This window comes from Lachnoanaerobaculum sp., assembly GCF_057250505.1.
The window spans coordinates 37,058-59,314 of the sequence record NZ_DBHIEQ010000015.1; the positions used below are offsets into that span (position 1 = coordinate 37,058).

The 22,257-nt window shown below is 38.9% G+C and carries 20 protein-coding genes; 19 read left to right on the forward strand and 1 reads right to left on the reverse strand.

Translation table 11 applies throughout. The features are described from left to right. Positions 1–87 precede the first annotated feature (87 nt). Complete coding sequence (locus ACO6FI_RS07810; RefSeq protein WP_485456847.1) at positions 88–1,611, forward strand: 4Fe-4S dicluster domain-containing protein; 1,524 nt, start codon at positions 88–90, stop codon at positions 1,609–1,611. 126 nt (positions 1,612–1,737) lie between these two features. Continuing rightward, a complete protein-coding gene (gene htpG, locus ACO6FI_RS07815) occupies positions 1,738–3,786 on the forward strand; it encodes a molecular chaperone HtpG (RefSeq protein WP_485456848.1) in 2,049 nt (682 codons plus the stop codon). A 46-nt stretch (positions 3,787–3,832) separates the two neighbouring features. Here the strand turns inward: htpG and ACO6FI_RS07820 are convergent, their stop codons facing one another. After that, entirely contained in the window at positions 3,833–4,246 is a 414-nt protein-coding gene (locus ACO6FI_RS07820; protein WP_485456849.1) for a TOBE domain-containing protein, read from the reverse strand. A gap of 209 nt (positions 4,247–4,455) precedes the next feature. Between ACO6FI_RS07820 and ACO6FI_RS07825 the strand changes: the two genes are divergently transcribed. The 17 genes from ACO6FI_RS07825 to ileS all read left to right on the forward strand — a co-directional run bounded on the left by ACO6FI_RS07825 (position 4,456) and on the right by ileS (position 22,254). Then, positions 4,456–5,298 (forward strand): DegV family protein, encoded by an 843-nt coding sequence (locus tag ACO6FI_RS07825; RefSeq protein WP_485456850.1) that lies wholly within the window; start codon positions 4,456–4,458, stop codon positions 5,296–5,298. A gap of 112 nt (positions 5,299–5,410) precedes the next feature. Beyond that, on the forward strand, positions 5,411–6,697 hold the full coding sequence (locus tag ACO6FI_RS07830; RefSeq protein ID WP_485456851.1) for a galactokinase: 1,287 nt from the start codon (positions 5,411–5,413) through the stop codon (positions 6,695–6,697). Positions 6,698–6,708: 11 nt separating this feature from the next. Beyond that, a complete protein-coding gene (locus ACO6FI_RS07835; protein ID WP_485456852.1) occupies positions 6,709–7,104 on the forward strand; it encodes a DUF4190 domain-containing protein in 396 nt (131 codons plus the stop codon). A 25-nt stretch (positions 7,105–7,129) separates the two neighbouring features. Further along, positions 7,130–7,582 carry a transcriptional regulator NrdR gene (gene nrdR / locus ACO6FI_RS07840; protein WP_060931703.1) on the forward strand — a complete coding sequence of 151 codons (453 nt, stop codon included), beginning with the start codon at positions 7,130–7,132 and terminating at the stop codon, positions 7,580–7,582. Beyond that, positions 7,579–8,100: a YqeG family HAD IIIA-type phosphatase gene (locus tag ACO6FI_RS07845; RefSeq protein WP_485456853.1), complete on the forward strand. Its 522-nt coding sequence runs from the start codon at positions 7,579–7,581 to the stop codon at positions 8,098–8,100. Before nrdR ends, ACO6FI_RS07845 begins: the two co-directional genes overlap by 4 nt. Next, positions 8,093–8,968: a shikimate dehydrogenase gene (aroE, locus tag ACO6FI_RS07850; RefSeq protein WP_485456854.1), complete on the forward strand. Its 876-nt coding sequence runs from the start codon at positions 8,093–8,095 to the stop codon at positions 8,966–8,968. The genes ACO6FI_RS07845 and aroE overlap by 8 nt, the downstream gene beginning before the upstream one ends. Beyond that, entirely contained in the window at positions 8,965–9,405 is a 441-nt protein-coding gene (aroQ, locus tag ACO6FI_RS07855) for a type II 3-dehydroquinate dehydratase (protein ID WP_485456855.1), read from the forward strand. Before aroE ends, aroQ begins: the two co-directional genes overlap by 4 nt. A 75-nt stretch (positions 9,406–9,480) precedes the next feature. Next, complete coding sequence (efp, locus tag ACO6FI_RS07860; protein ID WP_288915809.1) at positions 9,481–10,041, forward strand: elongation factor P; 561 nt, start codon at positions 9,481–9,483, stop codon at positions 10,039–10,041. A gap of 102 nt (positions 10,042–10,143) precedes the next feature. After that, positions 10,144–11,913, forward strand: coding sequence for an arginine--tRNA ligase (gene argS / locus ACO6FI_RS07865; RefSeq protein ID WP_485456856.1), 1,770 nt, complete (start codon positions 10,144–10,146; stop codon positions 11,911–11,913). A gap of 462 nt (positions 11,914–12,375) precedes the next feature. Further along, positions 12,376–13,722 carry an electron transport complex subunit RsxC gene (rsxC, locus tag ACO6FI_RS07870; RefSeq protein ID WP_485456857.1) on the forward strand — a complete coding sequence of 449 codons (1,347 nt, stop codon included), beginning with the start codon at positions 12,376–12,378 and terminating at the stop codon, positions 13,720–13,722. Then, positions 13,722–14,681, forward strand: coding sequence for an RnfABCDGE type electron transport complex subunit D (locus ACO6FI_RS07875; RefSeq protein ID WP_298052750.1), 960 nt, complete (start codon positions 13,722–13,724; stop codon positions 14,679–14,681). Before rsxC ends, ACO6FI_RS07875 begins: the two co-directional genes overlap by 1 nt. Continuing rightward, complete coding sequence (locus ACO6FI_RS07880; RefSeq protein WP_485456858.1) at positions 14,678–15,289, forward strand: RnfABCDGE type electron transport complex subunit G; 612 nt, start codon at positions 14,678–14,680, stop codon at positions 15,287–15,289. Before ACO6FI_RS07875 ends, ACO6FI_RS07880 begins: the two co-directional genes overlap by 4 nt. Positions 15,290–15,298: 9 nt before the next feature. After that, complete coding sequence (rsxE, locus tag ACO6FI_RS07885) at positions 15,299–16,120, forward strand: electron transport complex subunit RsxE (protein WP_485456859.1); 822 nt, start codon at positions 15,299–15,301, stop codon at positions 16,118–16,120. Next, on the forward strand, positions 16,120–16,698 hold the full coding sequence (rsxA, locus tag ACO6FI_RS07890) for an electron transport complex subunit RsxA (protein WP_298052742.1): 579 nt from the start codon (positions 16,120–16,122) through the stop codon (positions 16,696–16,698). The genes rsxE and rsxA overlap by 1 nt, the downstream gene beginning before the upstream one ends. Before the next feature lie 10 nt (positions 16,699–16,708). Then, a complete protein-coding gene (locus tag ACO6FI_RS07895) occupies positions 16,709–17,524 on the forward strand; it encodes an RnfABCDGE type electron transport complex subunit B (protein WP_060931695.1) in 816 nt (271 codons plus the stop codon). Between the two features lie 589 nt (positions 17,525–18,113). Beyond that, positions 18,114–18,842, forward strand: a complete 729-nt coding sequence (locus ACO6FI_RS07900) for a DUF554 domain-containing protein (protein ID WP_274969362.1) — start codon at positions 18,114–18,116, stop codon at positions 18,840–18,842. Positions 18,843–19,140: 298 nt separating this feature from the next. Continuing rightward, entirely contained in the window at positions 19,141–22,254 is a 3,114-nt protein-coding gene (ileS, locus tag ACO6FI_RS07905; RefSeq protein WP_485456860.1) for an isoleucine--tRNA ligase, read from the forward strand. The last annotated feature ends 3 nt before the right edge of the window (positions 22,255–22,257 follow it).

Below are 22,257 nucleotides of genomic sequence, written 5' to 3' on the forward strand. Positions count from 1 at the left end.
TTATATTTTGGATATAGTAAAATATAACTGCTCATGGAGGCGGTTACCCGTCTCTTAAACAAAGGATTTATTTAGTGGAGGAATATTGTGAGAGGTGTTGAAACAAGAATTCAGGAAATAAGGCATAGAATCTTTAGGGAAGTTGCAAGAATGGCATACCACACGGAGTGGCCTGTGGATAAGAGAATAGAAGAACTCCCGTATAAGATAATTCCGGGTGAAGTCGGAAATTTTAGAAACAATGTTTTCCTGGAGAGAGCTATAGTCGGAGAGAGATTAAGACTTGCTATGGGATTGCCTTACAGAAGTGCTGCAAATCATGCCCCGCTCTCAGAGGGCATAGAACTGGCTGATAAGGCTGAGACATATTATACACCACCGTTGATCAATATTATAAAATTTGCCTGTCACGGCTGTGTGGAAAAAAGAGTCTATGTAACCAACGGCTGTCAGGGTTGTCTTGCACATCCATGTGCCGAGGTTTGTCCTACAGGTGCTGTAAGCATCGACAAAGAAAGCGGATTTTCAAGTATCAATCAGGAAAAGTGTATCAAATGCGGAAGATGTGCAAATGTCTGTGCTTACAATGCAATAATAATACAGACAAGACCTTGTGCGGCTTCATGCGGTATGGACGCCATTTCCTCAGATGAGAACGGGAAGGCCGATATCGACTATGACAAATGTGTATCATGCGGACAATGCCTTGTAAACTGTCCTTTCGGTGCTATCTCGGACAAGTCACAGATTTTCCAGACTATCAGAGCCATACAGTCGGGAGAGAGAGTATATGCGGCAATTGCACCTGCATTCGTAGGACAGTTCGGACCTAAGGTTACACCGGGAAAACTTCGTGCGGCTATGAAAGCGCTCGGATTTGCTGATGTATTTGAGGTTGCAATAGGTGCCGATCTTTGTGCTACTCAAGAGGCTGAGGACTTCCTTGCGGAAGTTCCTGAAAAGTTGCCTTTTATGGGTACATCATGTTGTCCTTCATGGGCATTGATGGCAAAGAAGGTATTCCCGGATCAGGCAAATTGTATATCAATGGCACTTACACCTATGACACTGACAGCCAGACTTATAAAGAAACATCATCCTGACGGTAAGGTGGTATTTATAGGACCTTGCTCCGCAAAGAAGCTTGAGGCTATGTGGACAGAGGTTAGAAGTGAGGTGGATTTTGTACTGACATTTGAGGAGATGGCCGGAATCTTTGATGCCAAGCATATAGATATTGAAAATCTTGAGGAAGATCCTAACGGTGTCAACGATGCTTCTACAGCCGGAAGAAACTTTGCCGTAGCGGGAGGAGTTGCAAAGGCGGTAGTAGGTGTTATAAAGAAGCAATATCCTGACAAAGAAGTTAAGGTTATGAATGCCGAGGGATTGGTTGACTGTAGGAAGATGGTAATGATGGCAAAGGCCGGAAAATATCCGGGATATCTTCTTGAAGGTATGGCTTGTCCGGGAGGCTGTGTTGCAGGACCTGGTACAATGCAAAATATCAAGAAGTCACAGGGAGCCGTAAACCAATACGCATCAAAAGCAAGCCATATAGTGGCAAGTGAAACCGAATCCGTAAAGGAACTTGATAAATTGGTTGAATAAAATTAAAACTATTAGCACTTGAGTTACTCGAGTGCTAATTTTTTGTTGACATTTGTATTTTGGTTGATATAATAGATATATCAGGCAGATGTGAAGCATTTGCTAATTTATTTGAGAGGTGATGACATGAAAAAGGGAAATTTATCAATAAACAGTGAAAATATTTTTCCGATTATAAAAAAATGGCTGTATTCAGATCATGATATATTTGTTAGAGAGTTGATATCAAATGCAACAGATGCAATAACAAAACTTAAAAAATTGAGTCTTGCAGGCGAGTTTACAAAGCCTGAAGATGAGAAGTATAAGATTGATGTTGAAATCAGTCCTAAGCAAAAGATTATCCGTTTTATCGACAACGGTATCGGTATGACTGAGGAAGAAGTTGAAAAGTATATAAATCAAATAGCTTTTTCAGGAGCGGTTGATTTTATAGAAAAGTATAAGGACAAGGCAAATGAAGAGCAGATAATAGGACATTTCGGACTCGGATTTTATTCCGCATTTATGGTTGCCGATAAGGTTACTATAGATACATTGTCATATAAGGAAGGTTCAAAGTCTGTTCACTGGGTAAGTGACGGCGGACTTGAGTTTGAAATGGGTGAAGGAGATAAAGATACAAGAGGAACTTCCATCACACTTTATCTTAATGAGAACTGCCACGAGTTTGCAAATGAGTTCAGAGTAAGAGAAATTTTAAACAAATACTGTTCCTTTATGCCTGAAGAGATTTTCTTAAAGGATATTGATGCCGAAGAGTCTACGCAGACAATAGATAAATCAGAGCTTTTGGATACCGATACCGTTATAGAGAATATCATAGAGCCTGCAAAGACTGAGGAAAAGGAGAAAGAAGACGGTACCAAAGAAGTTGTGGAAGTTGAACCTGCAAAGGAAAAGGTAAAGATAGTAAAGCGTCCTGTTCCGATAAATGATATACATCCGCTTTGGACAAAGCATCCTAACGAGTGCAGCGATGAGGAGTATATTGAATTCTACAGAAAAGTGTTTATGGACTACAAGGAGCCGCTTTTCTGGATTCATTTGAATATGGATTATCCTTTCAATCTGAAAGGTATACTTTACTTCCCTAAGATAAACAGCGAGTACGATTCTATAGAGGGTACTATAAAGCTTTACAACAATCAGGTATTTATTGCCGACAATATAAAAGAAGTTATTCCTGAGTTTTTACTGCTGCTAAAGGGTGTAATAGACAGTGCGGATATTCCTCTTAATGTATCAAGATCTGCACTGCAAAATGACGGTTCTGTAAAGAAAATCTCAGAGTATATTGCAAAGAAGGTAGCGGACAAGCTTTCCGGAATGTGCAAGACCGAGAGAGATAAGTATGAGAAGTACTGGGATGATATAGCACCTTTTATAAAGTACGGTTACTTAAAAGATGAGAAGTTCGGCAAGAAGGTAGAGGATTACATTTTATTCAAAACCATAAATGACAAATACCTTACAGTTGATGAGCTTATAAAAGAAAACAAGTCTGATGAGCCTGAGGATTTAGCAGATGAGAAAACGGGCAGTGATGAAAAGGCAAAAGAAAATGAAGAGAAAAAGACCGATATCTTCTATGTAAATGATGTAAAAGAGCAGAGTCAGTATGTAAATATCTTCAAATCGGCAGGCAAGGATGCTGTAGTACTTCCGCACAGTATCGATGTACCTTTTATATCTACTCTTGAAATGAAGAGAGGAGATGTAAAGTTCTTAAGAATAGACTCCGATGTCAGTGATGATATGAGAAGTGAGGATATAAGCGAGGAATCAAAGAAGGCTTATGATGAATTATGTGAGAAGGTAAAGAGTGCACTTCACAATGATAAGCTTAAGGTAAGTGTGGAGCATCTGAAGAATGATGAGATTTCTTCAGTTATTACGATATCTGAAGAGAGTAGAAGAATGCAGGAGATGATGAAGCAGTACGGTATGATGGGAATGGACCCTTCCATGTTCGGAGGAGAAGGAGAGACACTTGTACTTAATGCAAATCATCCGCTTGTAAAGGAACTCTTATCAGACAGTAACAAAGAGTATTTCGATATGATTTGTGAGCAGCTCTATGATATGGCTTCCATATCACATAGCCCGCTCTCACCTGAGAGAATGACTGCATTTATAAAAAGAAGCAATGAACTTATGTTAAAACTTAAATAAAAAATGAGGCTGTCACATCAAATGTGGCAGCCTCATTTTTATTAAATTACTCAACGCCTACCATAACGGATGTGGCCTTGATAATTGCATATGCTTCCTTACCTACGGCAAGTTCAAGCTCCTCTACAGCATTTTTTGAAATTGTAGAAGAAACTATACCGAGCTTTGTTTCAAGAGTTACGATATCATTTACGGCACCTACCTGAATATTTTTTACTGTACCTTTGAATTTGTTTCTTGCAGATATCTTCGGGAGCTCTGTAGCAATCATAACTTCTGTAGCCTTGATGACGGCAATTGCTTCAACACCCTCTTTAAGTCCCAATTCCTTGATGGCATTCATTGAAATAGTGGATGAAACAATCTCATCATTTACCTTGATAGATACGATACCGTTTACAGCACCTTCGTTAACATTAGCAACAATTCCTTTGAATTGATTTCTTGCACTTAATTTCATTTTGTAAAACCCCTTTTGCAAATAATTTACATAAAGCATATAGCCTTATGTATTTAAAGATTTTACCATATAACTGTAAAATATCAAGAAATTTTATAAAATATGGTAAGATATGTGTGGATATATTTTTACTTATAACTTGACTTATATAGGCGGTATAATTATAATGAATGTAGTTTTTAAAACTACATTAAACGGAGTTGAGATATATGACATGTAGATTGATTGGAGACAGTTGTACCGATTTGGATGATAATCTGAAGAAAGATGACAATATAGTCATTGTACCTCTCACACTTGAAATCGGAGATTACAGTGTTAAAGATGATGATAAATTTAATCAAAAAGATTTTATAAAAAGAATGGCGGAGTCAAAGATAGGAGCAAAGAGTGCCTGTCCGTCTCCGGAGGCTTTTAAAGAAGCTATGGAATGTGATACCGACATGGCTTTTGTGGTGACACTTTCAGAACATTTGAGCGGAAGCTGGCAAAGTGCGGAGGTTGGAAAGAAGCTTTATGAAGAGGAGCATGACCACAAGGATATTTTGGTGCTTTCTTCAAAGTCGGCTTCCGCAGGTCAATACAGACTGATGTTGGAGCTTGACAAACTTTGTAAGCAGGGGTTTGGATTTGAGGAGATTTCAAAGAAAATCACCAAGCTTAGAGATGAGATGAAGACATACTTTGTTATTGAAACTCTTGATACATTAAGGAAAAACGGAAGACTTTCTGCAGTTACAGCATTTATAGCGTCAGCACTTAATATAAAGCCTATAATGGGTGCCGAGGACGGCGTAATAATAAAAAAAGACCAACAAAGAGGTATGCAAAAGGCACTTACAAAGATGGTAGAGATAGCCGTAAAAGAGGCGGGAGATAATGTATCCGAGAAGACTGTATGTATCACACATATAAATAATTTGGAGAGAGGTGAATATGTGGCCGATCTTTTTAAAAAGTCACGTAAGTTTAAGGATATAAAGATTGTAAACGGTGCAGGAGTTGCGACATTGTATGCAGGTGACGGAGGTATAGTCATCGCTGTAGGATAAATTAAAAGTACACAATAATAAATTGTGTACTTTTTTTGATTTTATGATAAACTACTTTTAGAAAACATGAGGTTATTTAGAACTTGTTTTACTAATATAGAGCGAGGATTTTATGAATTTACTTGATACAAAGGCTACGTTGGAAAACAAAGGGCAGAATTTATTGGAGAAATTATATACCAAGGTGGGAGTTAAGGATAATTTAAAGAGATATGAAGATGTTTTACAAGGATTTGTAAGAGAGTTCGGTGAAAAAAATGTTAAGCTGTTTTCATCTCCGGGAAGAACCGAAATCTCAGGAAATCACACGGACCACAACAACGGCAAGGTGCTTGGAGGAAGTATAAACCTTGACTGTATAGCGGCTGCGGCGGATAACGGTTCAAATATTGTAAATATTGTGAGTGAATCATTTTCACAAAAGTTCAGTATAGATATAAACGATATAAAACCGGGAGTTGAAAAGGTAGGCACTACTGAGTTACTTAAAGGTATTTTGGCCGGTTTCATAGAAAGAAATGCAAAGATAGGGGGATTTGACGCATATATCACAAGTAATGTTATTTCAAGTGCAGGTGTAAGCTCATCTGCAGCTTTTGAGACTCTTATATGCCAGATAATAAATACACTGTTCAATGACGGGAAACTCTCAAAGACGGATTATGCATATATAGGAAAGTATGCAGAGAATCACTATTGGGATAAGGCAAGCGGACTTTTGGACCAGATGTGTTGTGCCTACGGCGGACTTATCAGTATCGACTTTAAAAATCCTGATATGCCCAAGGTTACAGAGATAGATTTTGACTTTTCAGCTGCAAAGCATGATCTTATTATAGTTCAAACAGGAAGAGGACATGCCGACCTTTCTGCAGATTACTCATCCATACCGTCAGAGATGAAGAAAGTTGCGGAGTACTTTGGTAAAAAGACATTGTCTGAGGTGGATGAAAAGGAATTCTACAACAATTTGCCGAAGATAAGAGAGTATGCAAATGACAGAGCGGTGTTAAGGAGCATACATTTCTTTGATGAGAACAAGAGAGTGGAAGCTGAGGTGAATGCACTTGCACATAATGACTTTGATACATTCTTGAAAAATATAACCGAAAGCGGCAATTCGTCATGGAAGTATCTTCAGAATGTGTATACAAATGCTGCACCGAACGAACAGGGTATCACTGTGGCACTTGCACTTTCAGAGAGATTTTTGAAGGATAAAAATGTAGGTGCAACCAGAGTACATGGCGGAGGCTTTGCAGGAGTAATAATGGCAATGGTACCTGAAGAGTACAGTGATGAGTATGTTGCATATATGGACGGATTCTTAGGCGAGGGTTCTTCTTATAAGATGAAGATAAGACCTTACGGGTCTATTTGCCTGAATGATTTTATTTAAGGAGGAAAATATTGGAAAAGCAATATTCGGTAGCATGTTTGATAGTGGGAATACTAAGCTGTGTACTATGTTGTATGTGTGTAGGATTTCCGCTTGGAATAGCAGGAGTGGTACTGTTTGTACTGTCCACAAGAAACGGTAACGAAGCGGATGCAAAGGCTGTAATAGGTTTGATACTTTCAATAATCGGATTTATACTTTCTATAATATCCGCGGTATTTATTATTATCGCGGTTTTAAATTCACCTGATTCAGACAGAAATTACTATAATCATGACAGTGTATTTGACTACTTTGATTATGATAACGATTCGCTTGACTATGACGATGATTACAGATACTTGCCGTATGAATATGATGACGGTGTTTTTGACTACAACAAAAGTGACGGACTTAAAGAATTTTAATATATAAAGGATAGCGTATTAGCGTATGAAATGCCCATTTTGCCAAGCACAGGATACAAAGGTTATAGACTCACGCCCTGCCGACGATAACTCTTCAATAAAGAGAAGAAGGCAGTGTGAGAGCTGTAATAAGAGATTTACCACATATGAAAAGCTTGAGACAATACCTCTTATGGTAATAAAAAAGGACGAGTCCAGAGAGAATTTTGACAGATCAAAGATAGAAGCCGGAATCATACAAAGTTGTCATAAGAGGCCTGTATCCACTGCGGAAATTAAAAAGACCGTTGATGAGATAGAAAATCAAATATATGCGATGGAAGTCAGTGAAATACCTACAAGGACGATAGGTGAACTTGTGATGGAACAACTGAAAAATCTTGATGAGGTGGCCTATGTAAGGTTTGCGTCCGTATACAGAGAGTTTAAGGATGTAAGTACTTTTATGGATGAAATTGCAAAGCTTTTAAAGAAATGATATTTATGAATAAACTTTTTCCAAGATTGTACAAAAAAGATATATATGATATTGACTACAGGGGGCTTTATAACAGAGGGGTTCGGGCGGTACTTTTTGATATAGACAATACTCTTACCACACATGGGACAAGAGCCGACAGTTCAAATGTCGCTTTTTTCAAAAACTTAAGAGATATAGGCTTTAAGACCTGTCTTATATCGAATAATAAAGAAAAAAGAGTGCTTCCGTTTGCAAAAGCGGTAAATTCACCATATATTTATAAGGCAAATAAGCCTTCAAAAAGAGGATATATAAAGGCGATGGAGCTGCTTGAAGTAAAGGATAATCAGACTGTTTTTATAGGAGATCAGATCTTTACTGATATCTGGGGAGCAAACAGTGCAGGAGTTTATTCCATACTGGTAGATCCCATAAGCCCGAAAGAAGAGATACAGATAGTTTTGAAAAGACACCTTGAAAGAATTGTATTGTTCTTTTATAAAAGAGCTTTAGAAAAAGGAAGAAACAATGATTAGTGCAAGTACAAGTGTATACGGTATAGTAGGCAATCCGATAGAACACAGCCTGTCACCGCTTTTACAAAACGTTTTGGCAAAAGAGATAAATATTGATATGAGCTATGTGGCATTTCATGTGACGGATAATATAAAAGCTGCAATAGACGGCGCTTATCTGCTTGGAATAAAGGGATTTAATGTAACGATTCCTTTCAAAAAAGATATGATGAATATAGTAACCGACATAGACGAGAGAGCAAAAAAAATCGGAGCCATAAATACTCTAAAAAGGGTAAAGAGCGGATATAAGGGCTATAACACCGATATCCTCGGCTTAAAGCACAGCATAAAAATTAACGGAATGAGCATACACGGTAAGAATGTGATAATTCTCGGTGCAGGAGGTGCGGCAAAGGCTGCATTATATCTGGTGGTAGAAGAAGGTGCAAAGTCTATAACCCTTATAAACAGAAATGTAAAGAGAGCGGATGAGCTGAAAAAAGAGGTATGTGATACTTTTAAAAATATATCGGTAGTGCCATTGGATGAACTTAAACAAAATTTAGATGTTTTGGAGCATAACGATTATTTTGTATTTCAGACTACAAATGTGGGTATGTATCCGAAAATTGATGAGTGCATAATAGATGATGCAGGGTTCTATGAAAAATGTGACTGCGGAATTGATTTAATCTACACTCCTTTTGAGACTGTATTTATCAAAAATATGCTAAAAGCAAATAAAAAATGCATCAACGGACTTGATATGCTTATACTTCAGGGAGTTGCAAGCTTTGAGATATGGAATGATGTAAAGGCGGATAATACCGTAGTCAAAAAGGTAAAGGTTTTACTTACTGAAAAGTTAAAAGAGAGAATGAAATGAAGATTTTGGTAATAAACGGTGTAAATATGAACTTCCTCGGTATCAGAAACAAGGAAGTCTATGGAAATAAGGACTACAGTTATCTTCTGAAGATGATTGAAGAAAAGGCTAAAGAGCTTAAAGTGGAAGTGGAATGTTTTCAAAGCAATCATGAGGGTGCAATAGTTGACAAGCTTCAGGAAGCATACTTTGAAGATGTGGCAGGTATTGTAATAAATCCTGCGGCATTTACACATACAAGTGTGGCAATAAGAGACGCGCTTGAAAGTCTTGGCTGTATAAAGGTGGAAGTACATATATCAAATATCTCCGACAGAGAGGAGTTCAGGCATAAATCACTTACACAGCCCGTGTGTGACGGACAGATAGCCGGGCTTGGGCTTGATGGATATACATTGGCAATGGAATATATAGTAAAGAATGTTACCGGACGGTAAATTTTAGCTTGATTTGAATTAAAAATTGTTATAAAATATCGTGAGTATCGCATGAAAGTTTAGGAGGAGATATAAATGGTTTCAGCAGGTGATTTTAAAAATGGTTTGACATTGGAGATTGAGGAGGGTCAGGTTTTTCAGATTCTTGAGTTTCAGCATGTTAAGCCGGGAAAGGGAGCTGCATTCGTTCGTACAAAGATTAAGAATGTAATCACAGGTAGCGTTGTTGAGAGAACTTTCCGACCTACTGAGAAATTCCCACAGGCAAGAATTGACAGAGCGGATATGCAGTATCTGTATTCAGACGGTGATATGTACAACTTCATGAATGTAGAGACATTTGACCAGATAGCACTCAACAAGGACAAGGTCGGAGATGCACTTAAGTTTGTAAAAGAAAATGAGATGGTCAAGATTTGTTCATTCAACGGCAATGTATTTTCAGTAGAGCCGCCATTGTTTGTAGAGTTGGAAATCACAGATACAGAGCCGGGATTTGCCGGAAATACGGCACAGGGAGCTACAAAGCCTGCAACAGTTGAGACAGGTGCTACCGTATATGTTCCGCTGTTTGTAAATCTTGGTGATAAGATCAAGATTGATACAAGAACAGGTGAGTATCTATCAAGAGTTTAATGATTTAGTATTTGGCGGTCTTAGGACCGTCCTTTTTTGTAACAGTCAAGTCCGAAGGCCTTTATAAAGGCTTACAAAACGTAAATAATCAAGTGGAGAAGTATGAAGACAATTATAGAATTGATTTCAGATGAATTAAAATCCGCCTTTGCAAAATTGTATGGTGACGACAATTACGGTAAGGTCAATATTTCAAACAGACCTGACCTGTGTGAGTATCAGTGTAACGGTGCAATGGCGGCTGCTAAGGTGTTTAAGAAAAAACCTATTGATATTGCAAATGAAGTTGCGGAGCTTTTAAAAGAAAGTGAGAGCTTTGATAAAATAGAGGCTGTTATGCCGGGATTTATCAATATAAATATAAGTGCCGCTTTTATAGAAAAGTATATTAAGGATATGTCAAACTCTGAAAAATACGGAGTGGAGCCGGACAATCCTTCAAAGAAAATAATGATCGACTACGGCGGTGCAAATGTAGCAAAGCCTTTGCATATAGGGCATCTTCGTTCGGCCATTATAGGTGAGTGTCTAAAGAGGATGGGAAGATTCTTCGGAAATGAAGTGATATCTGACGTGCATCTGGGCGACTGGGGACTTCAGATGGGACTTATAATAGAAGAGCTGAGAGAAAGAAACCCTGAGCTTGTATATTTTAAGAAGGACTTTGACGGAGAGTATCCTAAGGAGGCGCCGTTTACATTGAACGATCTTGAGGAGATATATCCTGCAGCCTCCAAAAAATCAAAGGTGGACGAGAACTTTAAGCAAAGGGCACAGGAAGCCACATTGGAGCTTCAAAAGGGATACAAACCTTACAGAGCCATATGGCAGCATATTATGGATTTGTCGGTAGAGGATTTGAAGAAAAACTACGGTTCACTGCTTGTGGATTTTGACCTTTGGAAGGGTGAATCGGATGCTGATCCGTACATCCCTGCTCTTATAAAGGACCTTGAAGACAGAAAGATTGCAAGAGTATCGGAGGGTGCACTTGTAGTTGATATAGGTGTGGAGGGAGATAAGAAGGAATTACCACCATGTATTATCAGAAAGTCTGACGGTGCGGCACTCTATGCGACCTCGGACCTCGGAACTCTTGTTGAGAGAGAAAAGCTTTATTCTCCTGATGAGTACATCTATATAGCCGATAAAAGACAGGAACTTCACTATACACAGTTTTTCAGAGTGGCAAGAATAGCCGAGATTGTACCGAATAATCATGAGCTTAAGTATATAGGTTTCGGTACAATCAACGGTAAGGACGGCAAGCCTCTAAAGACCAGAGACGGCGGCGTAGTTCGTCTGGAAGCTGTTATAAGTGATATTGCAGACGAGGTTTTTGCAAAGATAAAACAAAGCCGAGACATATCTGATGAAGAGGCAAGAAATACCGCAAAGATTGTAGGACTTGCCGCTATAAAGTATGCGGATCTCAGCAATCAGGCTGCAAAGGACTATATATTCGATATAGACAGATTTACTTCATTTGAAGGAAATACAGGACCTTATATCCTATATACAATAGTCAGAATAAAGTCTATTTTGGAAAAATATTATGAAAGCAGTTCACAACAGGTAAGTCTTAATGATTTGACAGTACCGGTAGAAGATATTCATAAAAAGCTGTATATGGAATTGTCACAGTACAATGAGGTTATGAAGACGGCATGGGAAGAACTGGCACCGCATAGAATATGTCAGTTTATATATTCGGTTTCAAACACATTCAATTCATTCTATCATGAGATAAAGATACTTACAGAGAGTGATGAGAAAAAGAAAAAGGGATATCTGGCAACTATTCTGTTAACAAAGGAAATACTTGAAACAGCTATAAACTTACTTGGAATAGAAGCACCTGATAAGATGTAATATAAAAACTGTCGCTTTTAGAAATAAGAGCGATAGTTTTTTTGTTTTCAAAAAAATATTTTTGCTATATTATTTTTATTTAGATTGAAATTATATGTATAAAATTATAGACTAAGTGTAGTATAGTAAAGAGATGATATATGGATTTATATCACGTAATATTTTGCAATAGATACATAAGGTATATAATTTTACACAATGTATGCAAAAAAGTGCAATATAAATTCTTGATAATCACCTTTAAGTTTGTACAAATATGGTATAATAAAGAAAAATGTGGGTGATAAAACGCTTTTGACGGCGGTATACCGATTGACTAAGAATTTTTGCGGCTTCTTGGTTTATTTGTGTTTTAAGAGATTATGATTTGCTTTAGTAATCTGCTTGTGAGTTGACATTATATGTACCTGTATACTGCTTTAAATTACATTTTATTTACCCGGATAGGAAGAGGAGAAAAATATGGGATTAGCTACATTTATTGGTGGTGTGCATCCGTATGAAGGTAAGGAACTTTCAATGGAACACCCTATAACAGTGCTACAACCAAAGGGTTCCGAGATGATTTTTCCGTTAGTTCAACATATCGGTGCACCTGCAAAACCTTTGGTGGCTGTCGGAGATGAAGTGCTGGTCGGACAAATCATTGCAGAGGCCGGAGGATTTATTTCAGCCAATGTAGTAAGCTCAGTGTCCGGAAAAGTGAAAAAAATCGAGCCGAGAAGAGTCGCTAACGGTTCAATGGTGAATTCCGTTATCATCGAAGATGATAAAGAGTACCGTGCAATAGAAGGTTTCGGAGAAAAAAGAGATTACACCAAGCTTTCTAAGGATGAAATCAGAAATATAGTGAAAGCGGCAGGTATAGTAGGTCTTGGAGGTGCGGGATTTCCTACACATGTAAAGCTTTCACCGAAGAATGAAAATGAGATTGATTATATCATTGTAAACGGTGCCGAGTGTGAGCCTTATCTTACAAGCGACTACAGACTTATGATGGAAGAACCTGAAAAAATAGTCGGAGGACTGAAGGTTATACTTCAACTTTTCCCTAATGCAAAGGGTATTATAGGAATTGAAAACAATAAGCCTAAAGCTATTGAAAAACTTAGAGAACTTGTGAAAAACGAGTCCAAGATAGAAGTGGTGGAGCTTTATACAAAGTATCCGCAAGGCGGTGAGCGTTCACTTATCTATGCCTGTACAGGAAGAAAGTTAAACTCAAGTAAGTTGCCTGCGGATGTGGGATGTATAGTGGACAATACAGATACCGTTATATCTATTTATAATGCGGTAGTGGAGTCTACACCGCTTATCAGAAGAATTGTTACAATAACAGGTGATGCGATTACAACACCGCAGAACTTCAAAGTCAGAACAGGTATGAACTATCAGGAGCTTATAGAGGCCGCAGGAGGCTTCAAAAAAGAACCGAGAAAAGTTCTTTCCGGAGGACCTATGATGGGTCAGGCGCTCTTTACACTGGATATACCTGTCACAAAGGCATCATCTTCCATAACAACATTTGTAAACGATGAAGTTGAGGATAATCCTGAGACACCTTGTATCAAATGCGGAAGATGTGTTGACGCTTGTCCAAGCTTCCTTGTTCCTGTGCTTATGATGGAAAAGGCACTTGCAGATGATACCGAGGGGTTTGAGAAGTTAAACGGTATGGAATGTGTGGAATGCGGTTCATGTGCCTATGTATGTCCGGCAAAGAGACCGCTTACACAAGGATTTAAATATATGCGTCAGGCTGTGGCGGCAAAGAGAAGAGCTGCAGCGGCAAAGAAGGAGGGGAAATAATGGCAAGCAAATTTAATGTTTCATCATCTCCTCATGTAAGGGACAATTCATCTACTGCCGGTATCATGAAGGATGTCTGCATTGCAATGATTCCGACATTGGCTTTCGGATGCTTTCAATTCGGTATTTCTGCACTTATAGTTGTTATATGTACAGTTCTTTCATGTGTACTTGCTGAATACTTATATGAGAAATTTATGAATAAACCGATAACTATAGGAGATTTTTCAGCTGTAGTTACAGGACTTATATTAGCCCTCAATATGCCGCCGCAGATTCCTGTGTGGATGCCTATACTTGGCGGTGTGTTTGCAATAATTGTTGTAAAGCAGCTCTACGGCGGACTCGGACAGAACTTTATGAATCCGGCACTTGCCGCAAGATGCTTTATGCTTATATCATTTGCGGGAGCTATGACAAACTTCAGCTCTACGGCACTAAAGTTTGATTCAACATCAACACCTACACCGCTCGGATTTTTAAGAGCAAACGGTATAGAGAAGGCACTTGATCAGTACAAGCTTTTGAATATTTTCCTCGGCAGAATACCGGGAACAATAGGAGAGGTTTCAACAATTGCGCTTCTTATAGGTGCAATCTATTTGGTGGTAAGAAAGGTTATTTCACTCAGAATACCTCTTATATATATTGCAACTGTAGCGGTATTTGTATTTATCTTCGGTGACCACAATCCTACAACAGTACTTTATCATGTACTTGGCGGCGGACTTATCTTCGGTGCGTTCTTTATGGCAACAGACTATGTAAGTACTCCGGTCACAAAGATGGGACAGGTTTACTTCGCTGTATTTATAGGTATATTGACAGGATTGTTCAGACTTTTCGGAGGTAATGCGGAAGGTGTATCATACGCAATCATTATCGGAAATATCGTTGCACCTTTGATTGAAAAAGCAACATTACCTAAGGCATTCGGAAGGGAGGCAAAGAAGGCATGAAAAAGCAATCAGGATTTATAAAAGATGCGATTATTTTATTTGCTATAACCCTTATTTCAGGACTTATACTGGGCTTTGTATATGATATTACAAAGGCACCTATAGCGGCAGCCGCAAAGGCTGCAAAGAATGAAGCTTATGCAGTGGTTTTCCCGGATGCAAAGGACTTTGAGGCAAGCGATGCGGAAACAGCAAAGATTGCGGAGACTGCAGATGAAATATCAGGTAAGGGCTTCGGTCATGTAAATATTGACGAAGTTGTGGATGCAAAGGATGCCTCCGGAAACAATGTCGGAAGAGTTATTACCGCAACATCAAAGGACGGCTACAATGGTACCGTTCAGCTTTCAGTAGGTATTAAATCTGACGGTACGGTAGTGGGAATTACATTCCTTACATTGGCTGAGACACCGGGACTTGGTATGAGAGCCGGAGAAAAAGATTTCTACTCTCAGTATGCAAACAAAAATACAAAAGAGTTTAAGCTTGTAAAGGGCAGTGCAAGCGGTGACAATGAAATCGCTGCTATAAGCGGTTCAACCATCACAAGCAGTGCCGTTACAAATGCTGTCAATGCAGCGCTTTACTTTAATTCAATATTGGAATAAGGAGGAAATATGAACAAGAGTTTAGAGCGTTTATATAACGGTATATTCAAAGAAAATCCTACCTTTGTTCTGATGTTAGGTATGTGTCCTACACTTGCAGTTACCACATCATTTGTAAATGCTATCGGTATGGGACTTTCTACAACAGCCGTTTTAATGTTTTCAAATTTGATTATCTCAGCAATGAGAAATATAATACCTGACAGAGTGAGAATCCCTGCGTTTATAGTTATCGTTGCGTCTTTGGTTACAGTGGTACAGCTTTTAATGCAGGGCTATACACCTGAACTTTATAAGTCATTGGGTATCTATATACCGCTTATAGTTGTTAACTGTATTATTCTTGGTAGAGCGGAGAGTTATGCTTCAAAGAACCCTGCACTCCCTTCATTCTTTGACGGACTTGGAATGGGTCTGGGATTCACACTTTCACTCTCATGTATAGGAATCGTGAGAGAGCTTATAGGTGGAGGTACTTTCTTAAAAGGATTTTTACCTGCGGCATCATTCCCGAACGGTATAGTAATTATTCCTGACGGATACAGAATTTCCATATTTGTACTTGCACCGGGTGCATTCTTTGTACTTGCTCTGCTTTCAGCATTACAAAATCATTTCAAGGCTCCAAGTGCTACAAATACAGGTAATACATCGGAGATAGCATGTGGAGGTAACTGTGCGGCTTGCTTCGGTGAGGCTAAGCTTGAAAACCATATCACTATTGATAAGGATCTTGAAAAGAAAGAACTTGAAGCAAAGAAGAAAAAAGAAGAGGCTCTTGCTAAGGCAAAGGCCGCAAAAGAAAATGAAAATACGGGGGAGGGTAAATAATGACTCAACTGATTTTACTTTTGGTTAGTGCGGCACTCGTAAACAATGTAGTGCTCAGCAGATTCTTGGGACTGTGTCCTTTCCTCGGTGTATCAAAAAAGACGGAGACTTCTGTAGGTATGGGTGCAGCGGTTATATTCGTTATCACTCTTTCAAGTATGGCGGCAAGTCTTATATATGCACATATTTTGATACCGCTGCATCTTGAATATCTGCAAACTATCGTATTTATCTTGGTTATTGCAGCTTTGGTACAGTTTGTTGAGATGGTTTTAAAGAAAAATATGCCTTCACTTTATGAGGCGCTCGGTGTATACCTGCCTCTTATTACGACCAACTGTGCAGTGCTCGGTGTGGCACTTGACAATGTTGCAAAAGAGTACAATTTTGCACAGAGCTTGGTATATGGTGTAGGTACAGCCAGCGGTTTTGCTTTGGCAATAGTATTACTTTCAGGTGTAAGAGAGAAGATTGAACACAATGATATTCCTCACACCGTATCAGGTATGCCTATTGTCCTTATCACAGCAGGTCTTATGGCTATTGCCTTTACAGGATTCTCAGGACTTATAAAATAGGAGGAAAGATATGAACGGTGTAATTATTGCTGCGGCTGTAGTCGGTATAGTCGGTATTCTTATTGGTCTCCTACTTGGAGTTGCCAGCGAGAAGTTTAAAGTAGAGGTGGATGAAAAAGAGATAGCGGTAAGAGAAGCGTTACCCGGAAACAACTGCGGCGGTTGCGGTTATCCGGGTTGTGACGGTCTTGCAAAGGCTATTGCGGCAGGTGAGGCGCCTGTAAATAAATGTCCTGTAGGAGGACCTCCTGTAGCGGCCGTTATCGGTGAGATTATGGGTGTAAGCGCAGGAGAAGCCGTAAAAGAGGTTGCATTTGTAAAATGTAAGGGTACTTGTGACAAGGCAAAGCAAAACTTTACATATTTCGGTATTACAGACTGTAATTCAGCTATGAATGTACCGGGTCAGGGCGGTAAAGCTTGCGGCTACGGCTGTATGGGATTCGGTTCATGTGTAAAGGCTTGTGAGTTCGATTCTATACATATAGTGGACGGTATTGCGCTTGTAGACAGAGAAAAATGTGTTGCCTGCGGCAAATGCGTTGAGGCCTGTCCTAAGAAGCTTATCGACCTTGTACCTTATGAGACATTTACATTTGTACAGTGTAACTCACAGGATAAGGGTAAAGCTGTTAAGGAAGTATGTGAGGTAGGATGTATCGCATGTACTATGTGTGTAAAGGCTTGTGAGAGCGATGCAATACATATGAACGGAAATGTTGCGCTTATAGATTATTCCAAGTGTATAAACTGTGGAAAATGTGCGGCTAAATGTCCGACCAAGGTCATTCAGGTTGTAGACGGAAAGCTTGCAATGACAGCGTAATATATAGATTTTAATGAAATAATGATTTTAAGATAGGGGCTTACTTTAAAGTAGGCTCTTTTTTATATGCGTATAAGAAATATTAAAACGCAGATGTTTTGAAAGTGCTTTCAGAACATTACTACATTTCTAACAATAAAGAAACTCGGTTTCAAATTCAATATACGAAAAAACCACCCGGGAAAAAGGTGGTTTAACATTTTTAGGGGGGCCGGACAGTTAAACTGTCCGGTATGAGTATGAAAAAGCTTTGTAGTTCCAGTAATTCTGAAACCTGCATTAGCCATTCGCTAATGCTCCTATAATATAATGAATAATTGTGTCTATAATATGGAAATAAAATAAAAAAATAATTAAGAAAAACAATTATAAATAAATAATGGTGATGCTTGATTCATAAAAAATTTAGGTTACAAAAACAGAGATTTTAGCAAAATATTTCTGTTTAAAATTTAGAAAAAATGGAATGTTAAGTATAACTATAAGTAATATTAGAATTTGAATCTTCATATAAAATTTATTCCGGAATTTCGTTGGACATAAGTTAAATATTACATTATTATATATGTCGTGAATGAGAGGAGAAAAAATGCCGATAGGAGTTATATTTTGTTCGTCATCAATTATAATTGGTGGAATATTGGGAACATTGTTCGGAAAGTATTTGAGTGTTGATTTTAAGGAAAAAATAAACATGGTATTCGGAGCCTGTGCTTTGGCAATGGGTATTACAAGTGTAATGCTTATGAAAAATATGCCGGCGGTTATATTCGCCACTGTTGCAGGTACTACAATAGGTCTTATAATTCATTTCGGAGATCTGATAAACAGGCTTGGAGTGCTTTTAAAAAATCTGATATTCGGACTTGTAAAAAGAAAAGAGAGCGATATATCGGATAAGGAATACGATGAAATGCTGCTTACCATTATAGTGCTGTTTTGTGCAGGCGGAACAGGTATCTACGGTTCTATAGTATCGGGAATGAGCGGCGATCACACTTTACTTATATCAAAGGCAATACTTGATTTATTTACCGCTATGATTTTTTCATGTCTGTTGGGACCTGTGGTATCGTTTATTGCCATACCGCAGTTTATTATATTCTTTACACTGTTTTCATGCGGAGGAATGATTATGCCCTATACAACACCTGAGATGGTTGACGATTTTAAGGCGGTAGGCGGAATAATACTGCTTGCCACAAGTTTCAGAATGATAAAGGTAAAGATGTTTCCGGTGGCAGATATGATACCGGCTATGATACTTGCAATGCCGATAAGCCATATCTGGACAACTTATATAATGCCGCTGCTGTGATTTGCGGCATTGACAGAATATCTACAAGTGATTATAATATCCCTAGTTATAAAGACTGAGACGGAGAGAGTAGTTCTTGACAGAAATTTCAGCGAGCCGGTGACGGTGAAAGACCGGTATGGAGTCAAGAGTGAAGATCACTCCCGAGTTGCCGCCTGAAATATCAGTAGGGTGAGCCGGTTTCCCCGTTATAGGAGCACATATGACAGTATGTTGTAAAGGTGGTTTATAAGTTTTTGACTTGTCCTGTTACAGGACAGGTCTTTTTTATAATCCGGCTTACAAAGAAAGGATTTTTATGTATAAAAAAGTACCTACAGATCTAAAGTTTGTGGAGAGAGAAAGAGAAGTTGAGAAGTTTTGGCGTGACAACCATATTTTTGAAAAAAGTATCGAAGACAGAAAAGATGCTCCGACATATATGTTCTATGACGGACCGCCTACAGCCAACGGAAAGCCGCATATAGGACATGCACTTACAAGAGTTATCAAGGATATGATTCCACGATACAGGACAATGAAAGGCTACAAAGTTCCGAGAAAAGCAGGTTGGGATACACATGGACTTCCTGTGGAGATAGAAGTTGAGAAAGAACTCGGCATCAACGGAAAAGAGCAGATAGAAAAATACGGAGTTGCACCTTTTATAGAGAAGTGTAAAGAGTCTGTTTGGAGGTATAAGAGCATGTGGGAGCAGTTCTCAAATGTAATAGGCTTCTGGGCGGATATGGACGACCCGTATGTAACATACCACAACTCATATATAGAGTCGGAGTGGTGGGCACTTAAGCAGATTTGGGATAAGGGACTTCTTTATAAAGGATTTAAGGTAGTACCTTACTGCCCAAGATGCGGAACACCGCTTTCAAGCCATGAGGTGGCACAGGGATATAAGGATGTAAAGGAAAGATCCGCTATTGTAAGATTTAAGAAAAAGGATGAGAATGTATACTTCCTTGCATGGACCACAACACCTTGGACATTGCCAAGTAATGTGGCTCTTTGTGTAAATCCTGACGAAGAGTATTCAAAGGTAAAGCAGGGAGATTATACATATATTCTTGCGAGTGCATTGGTTGAAACAGTTTTAAAAGATGACTATACCGTACTTGAAACATATAAGGGTAAGGAACTTGAAGGCATTGAGTATGAGCCGCTTTGGGGCGGACTTAATGTAAAGGGTAAGGCATGGTATGTGGTATGTGACAGCTATGTAACTCTTACAGACGGTACAGGTATTGTACATATAGCTCCCGCATTCGGTGAGGACGACTCAAGAATAGGAAGAAACTATAATCTTCCTTTTGTTCAGCTTGTAGATGCACAGGGTAATCTTACAAAAGAGACAAAGTGGGAAGGCGTATTTGTAAAGGATGCCGATAAGCTTGTATTAAAAGACCTTGAGGAAAACGGAAAGCTCTTTGACGCACCTGTATTTGAGCACAGCTATCCTCACTGCTGGAGATGTAATACACCGCTTATCTACTATGCAAGAGAGTCTTGGTATATCAAGATGACGGCGGTAAAAGAAGATATAATAAGAAACAACAATACAATCAACTGGATACCTGAGAGCATAGGTAAGGGAAGATTCGGTGATTGGCTTGAGAATATTCAGGATTGGGCTGTATCAAGAAACAGATATTGGGGTACACCTCTTAATGTTTGGATTTGTGAATGCGGACATATGCACAGTATCGGAAGCATTGAAGAACTTAAGTCCATGTCAAAGAACTGTCCTGAAGATATAGAACTTCACAGACCTTATATTGATGCAGTGACAATTACCTGTCCTGAGTGCGGAAAGGAGATGAGAAGAACTCCTGAAGTACTGGATGCATGGTTTGACTCAGGTTCAATGCCTTTTGCACAGCATCATTATCCGTTTGAGAATAAAGAGAAGTTTGAAGCACAGTATCCGGCAGACTTTATCTCGGAGGCTGTGGATCAGACCAGAGGATGGTTCTATTCGCTGCTTGCAATATCGACACTGATATTTAACAGAGCGCCGTATAAGAACGTTATCGTAATGGGTCATGTGCAGGATGAAGACGGCCAGAAGATGAGTAAGTCAAAGGGAAATGCTGTAGACCCTATGGATGCACTGAACAAGTTCGGTGCGGATGCCATCAGATGGTATTTCTATGTAAATTCCGCTCCGTGGCTTCCGAACAGATTCCATGACAAGGCGGTTGAGGAAGGACAGAGAAAGTTCCTCGGTACACTTTGGAATACATATGCTTTCTATGTACTTTATGCGGATATTGACAACTTTGACCCTACAAAGTACAGCTTGGAGTATGACAAACTCAGTGTAATGGATAAGTGGCTTTTGTCAAAGCTTAACACATTGGTAAAGACTGTTGACGAATATCTTGGCAACTATAAGATAACAGAGACTGCAAGAGCACTTCAAAGCTTCACAGACGATATGAGTAACTGGTATGTAAGAAGATGTAGAGAGAGATTCTGGGCAAAGGGTATGGAGCAGGATAAGATAAATGCATATATGACTCTTTATACGGCACTTATCACTCTTTCAAAGATTTCAGCACCTATGATACCTTTTATGACTGAAGAGATTTATCAAAATCTTGTAAGAAGTGTGGATAAGTCTGCGCCTGAAAGTATTCACCTTACAGATTTCCCTAAGGTAAATGAGGAATTTATCGACAAAGATCTTGAAGTAAGCATGGACGAGGTTCTTGATATAGTGGTACTTGGTAGAGCTGCAAGAAATTCCGCTAATATAAAGAATCGTCAGCCTATCGGAAATATGTATGTTAAGGCTGAGAATGTACTTAGTCCTTTCTATGTTGAGATTATAGAGGATGAGCTTAATGTTAAGGCTGTAGAGTTTAAGGATGATGTGGAAGAGTTTGTAAGCTACTCATTCAAGCCGCAGTTAAAAACGGTCGGACCTAAGTACGGCAAGCTTCTAGGTAAGATAAAAGAAGCGCTTTCTAATCTTGACGGACATAAGGCAATGCAGGAACTTAACACTGACGGAGCATTAAACTTCGACTTTGACGGTGAGAAGGTGGTACTTGGCAGAGAAGATTTACTTATTGAGACTGCAAAGAACGACAACTTCGTTACGGAAGCCGACAACAAGGTGACTGTAGTACTTGATATCAGACTTGACGACGCACTACTTGAAGAGGGATTTGTAAGAGAGCTTATTTCAAAGATTCAGACAATGAGAAAAGAGGCCGGCTTTGAGGTCGTTGATCATATAGTACTTTCACAGTCGAAAAATGACAGAATTGCCGAGATAATAAAGAGAAATGAAGCTGTTATAAAGAATGATACATTAGCAGATGAGATAGTTTATAACAATGTAGAGGGATACACTAAAGATTGGAACTTGAACGGAGAACACACATCCCTTGGAGTAAGTAAGAAAGGTTAGATG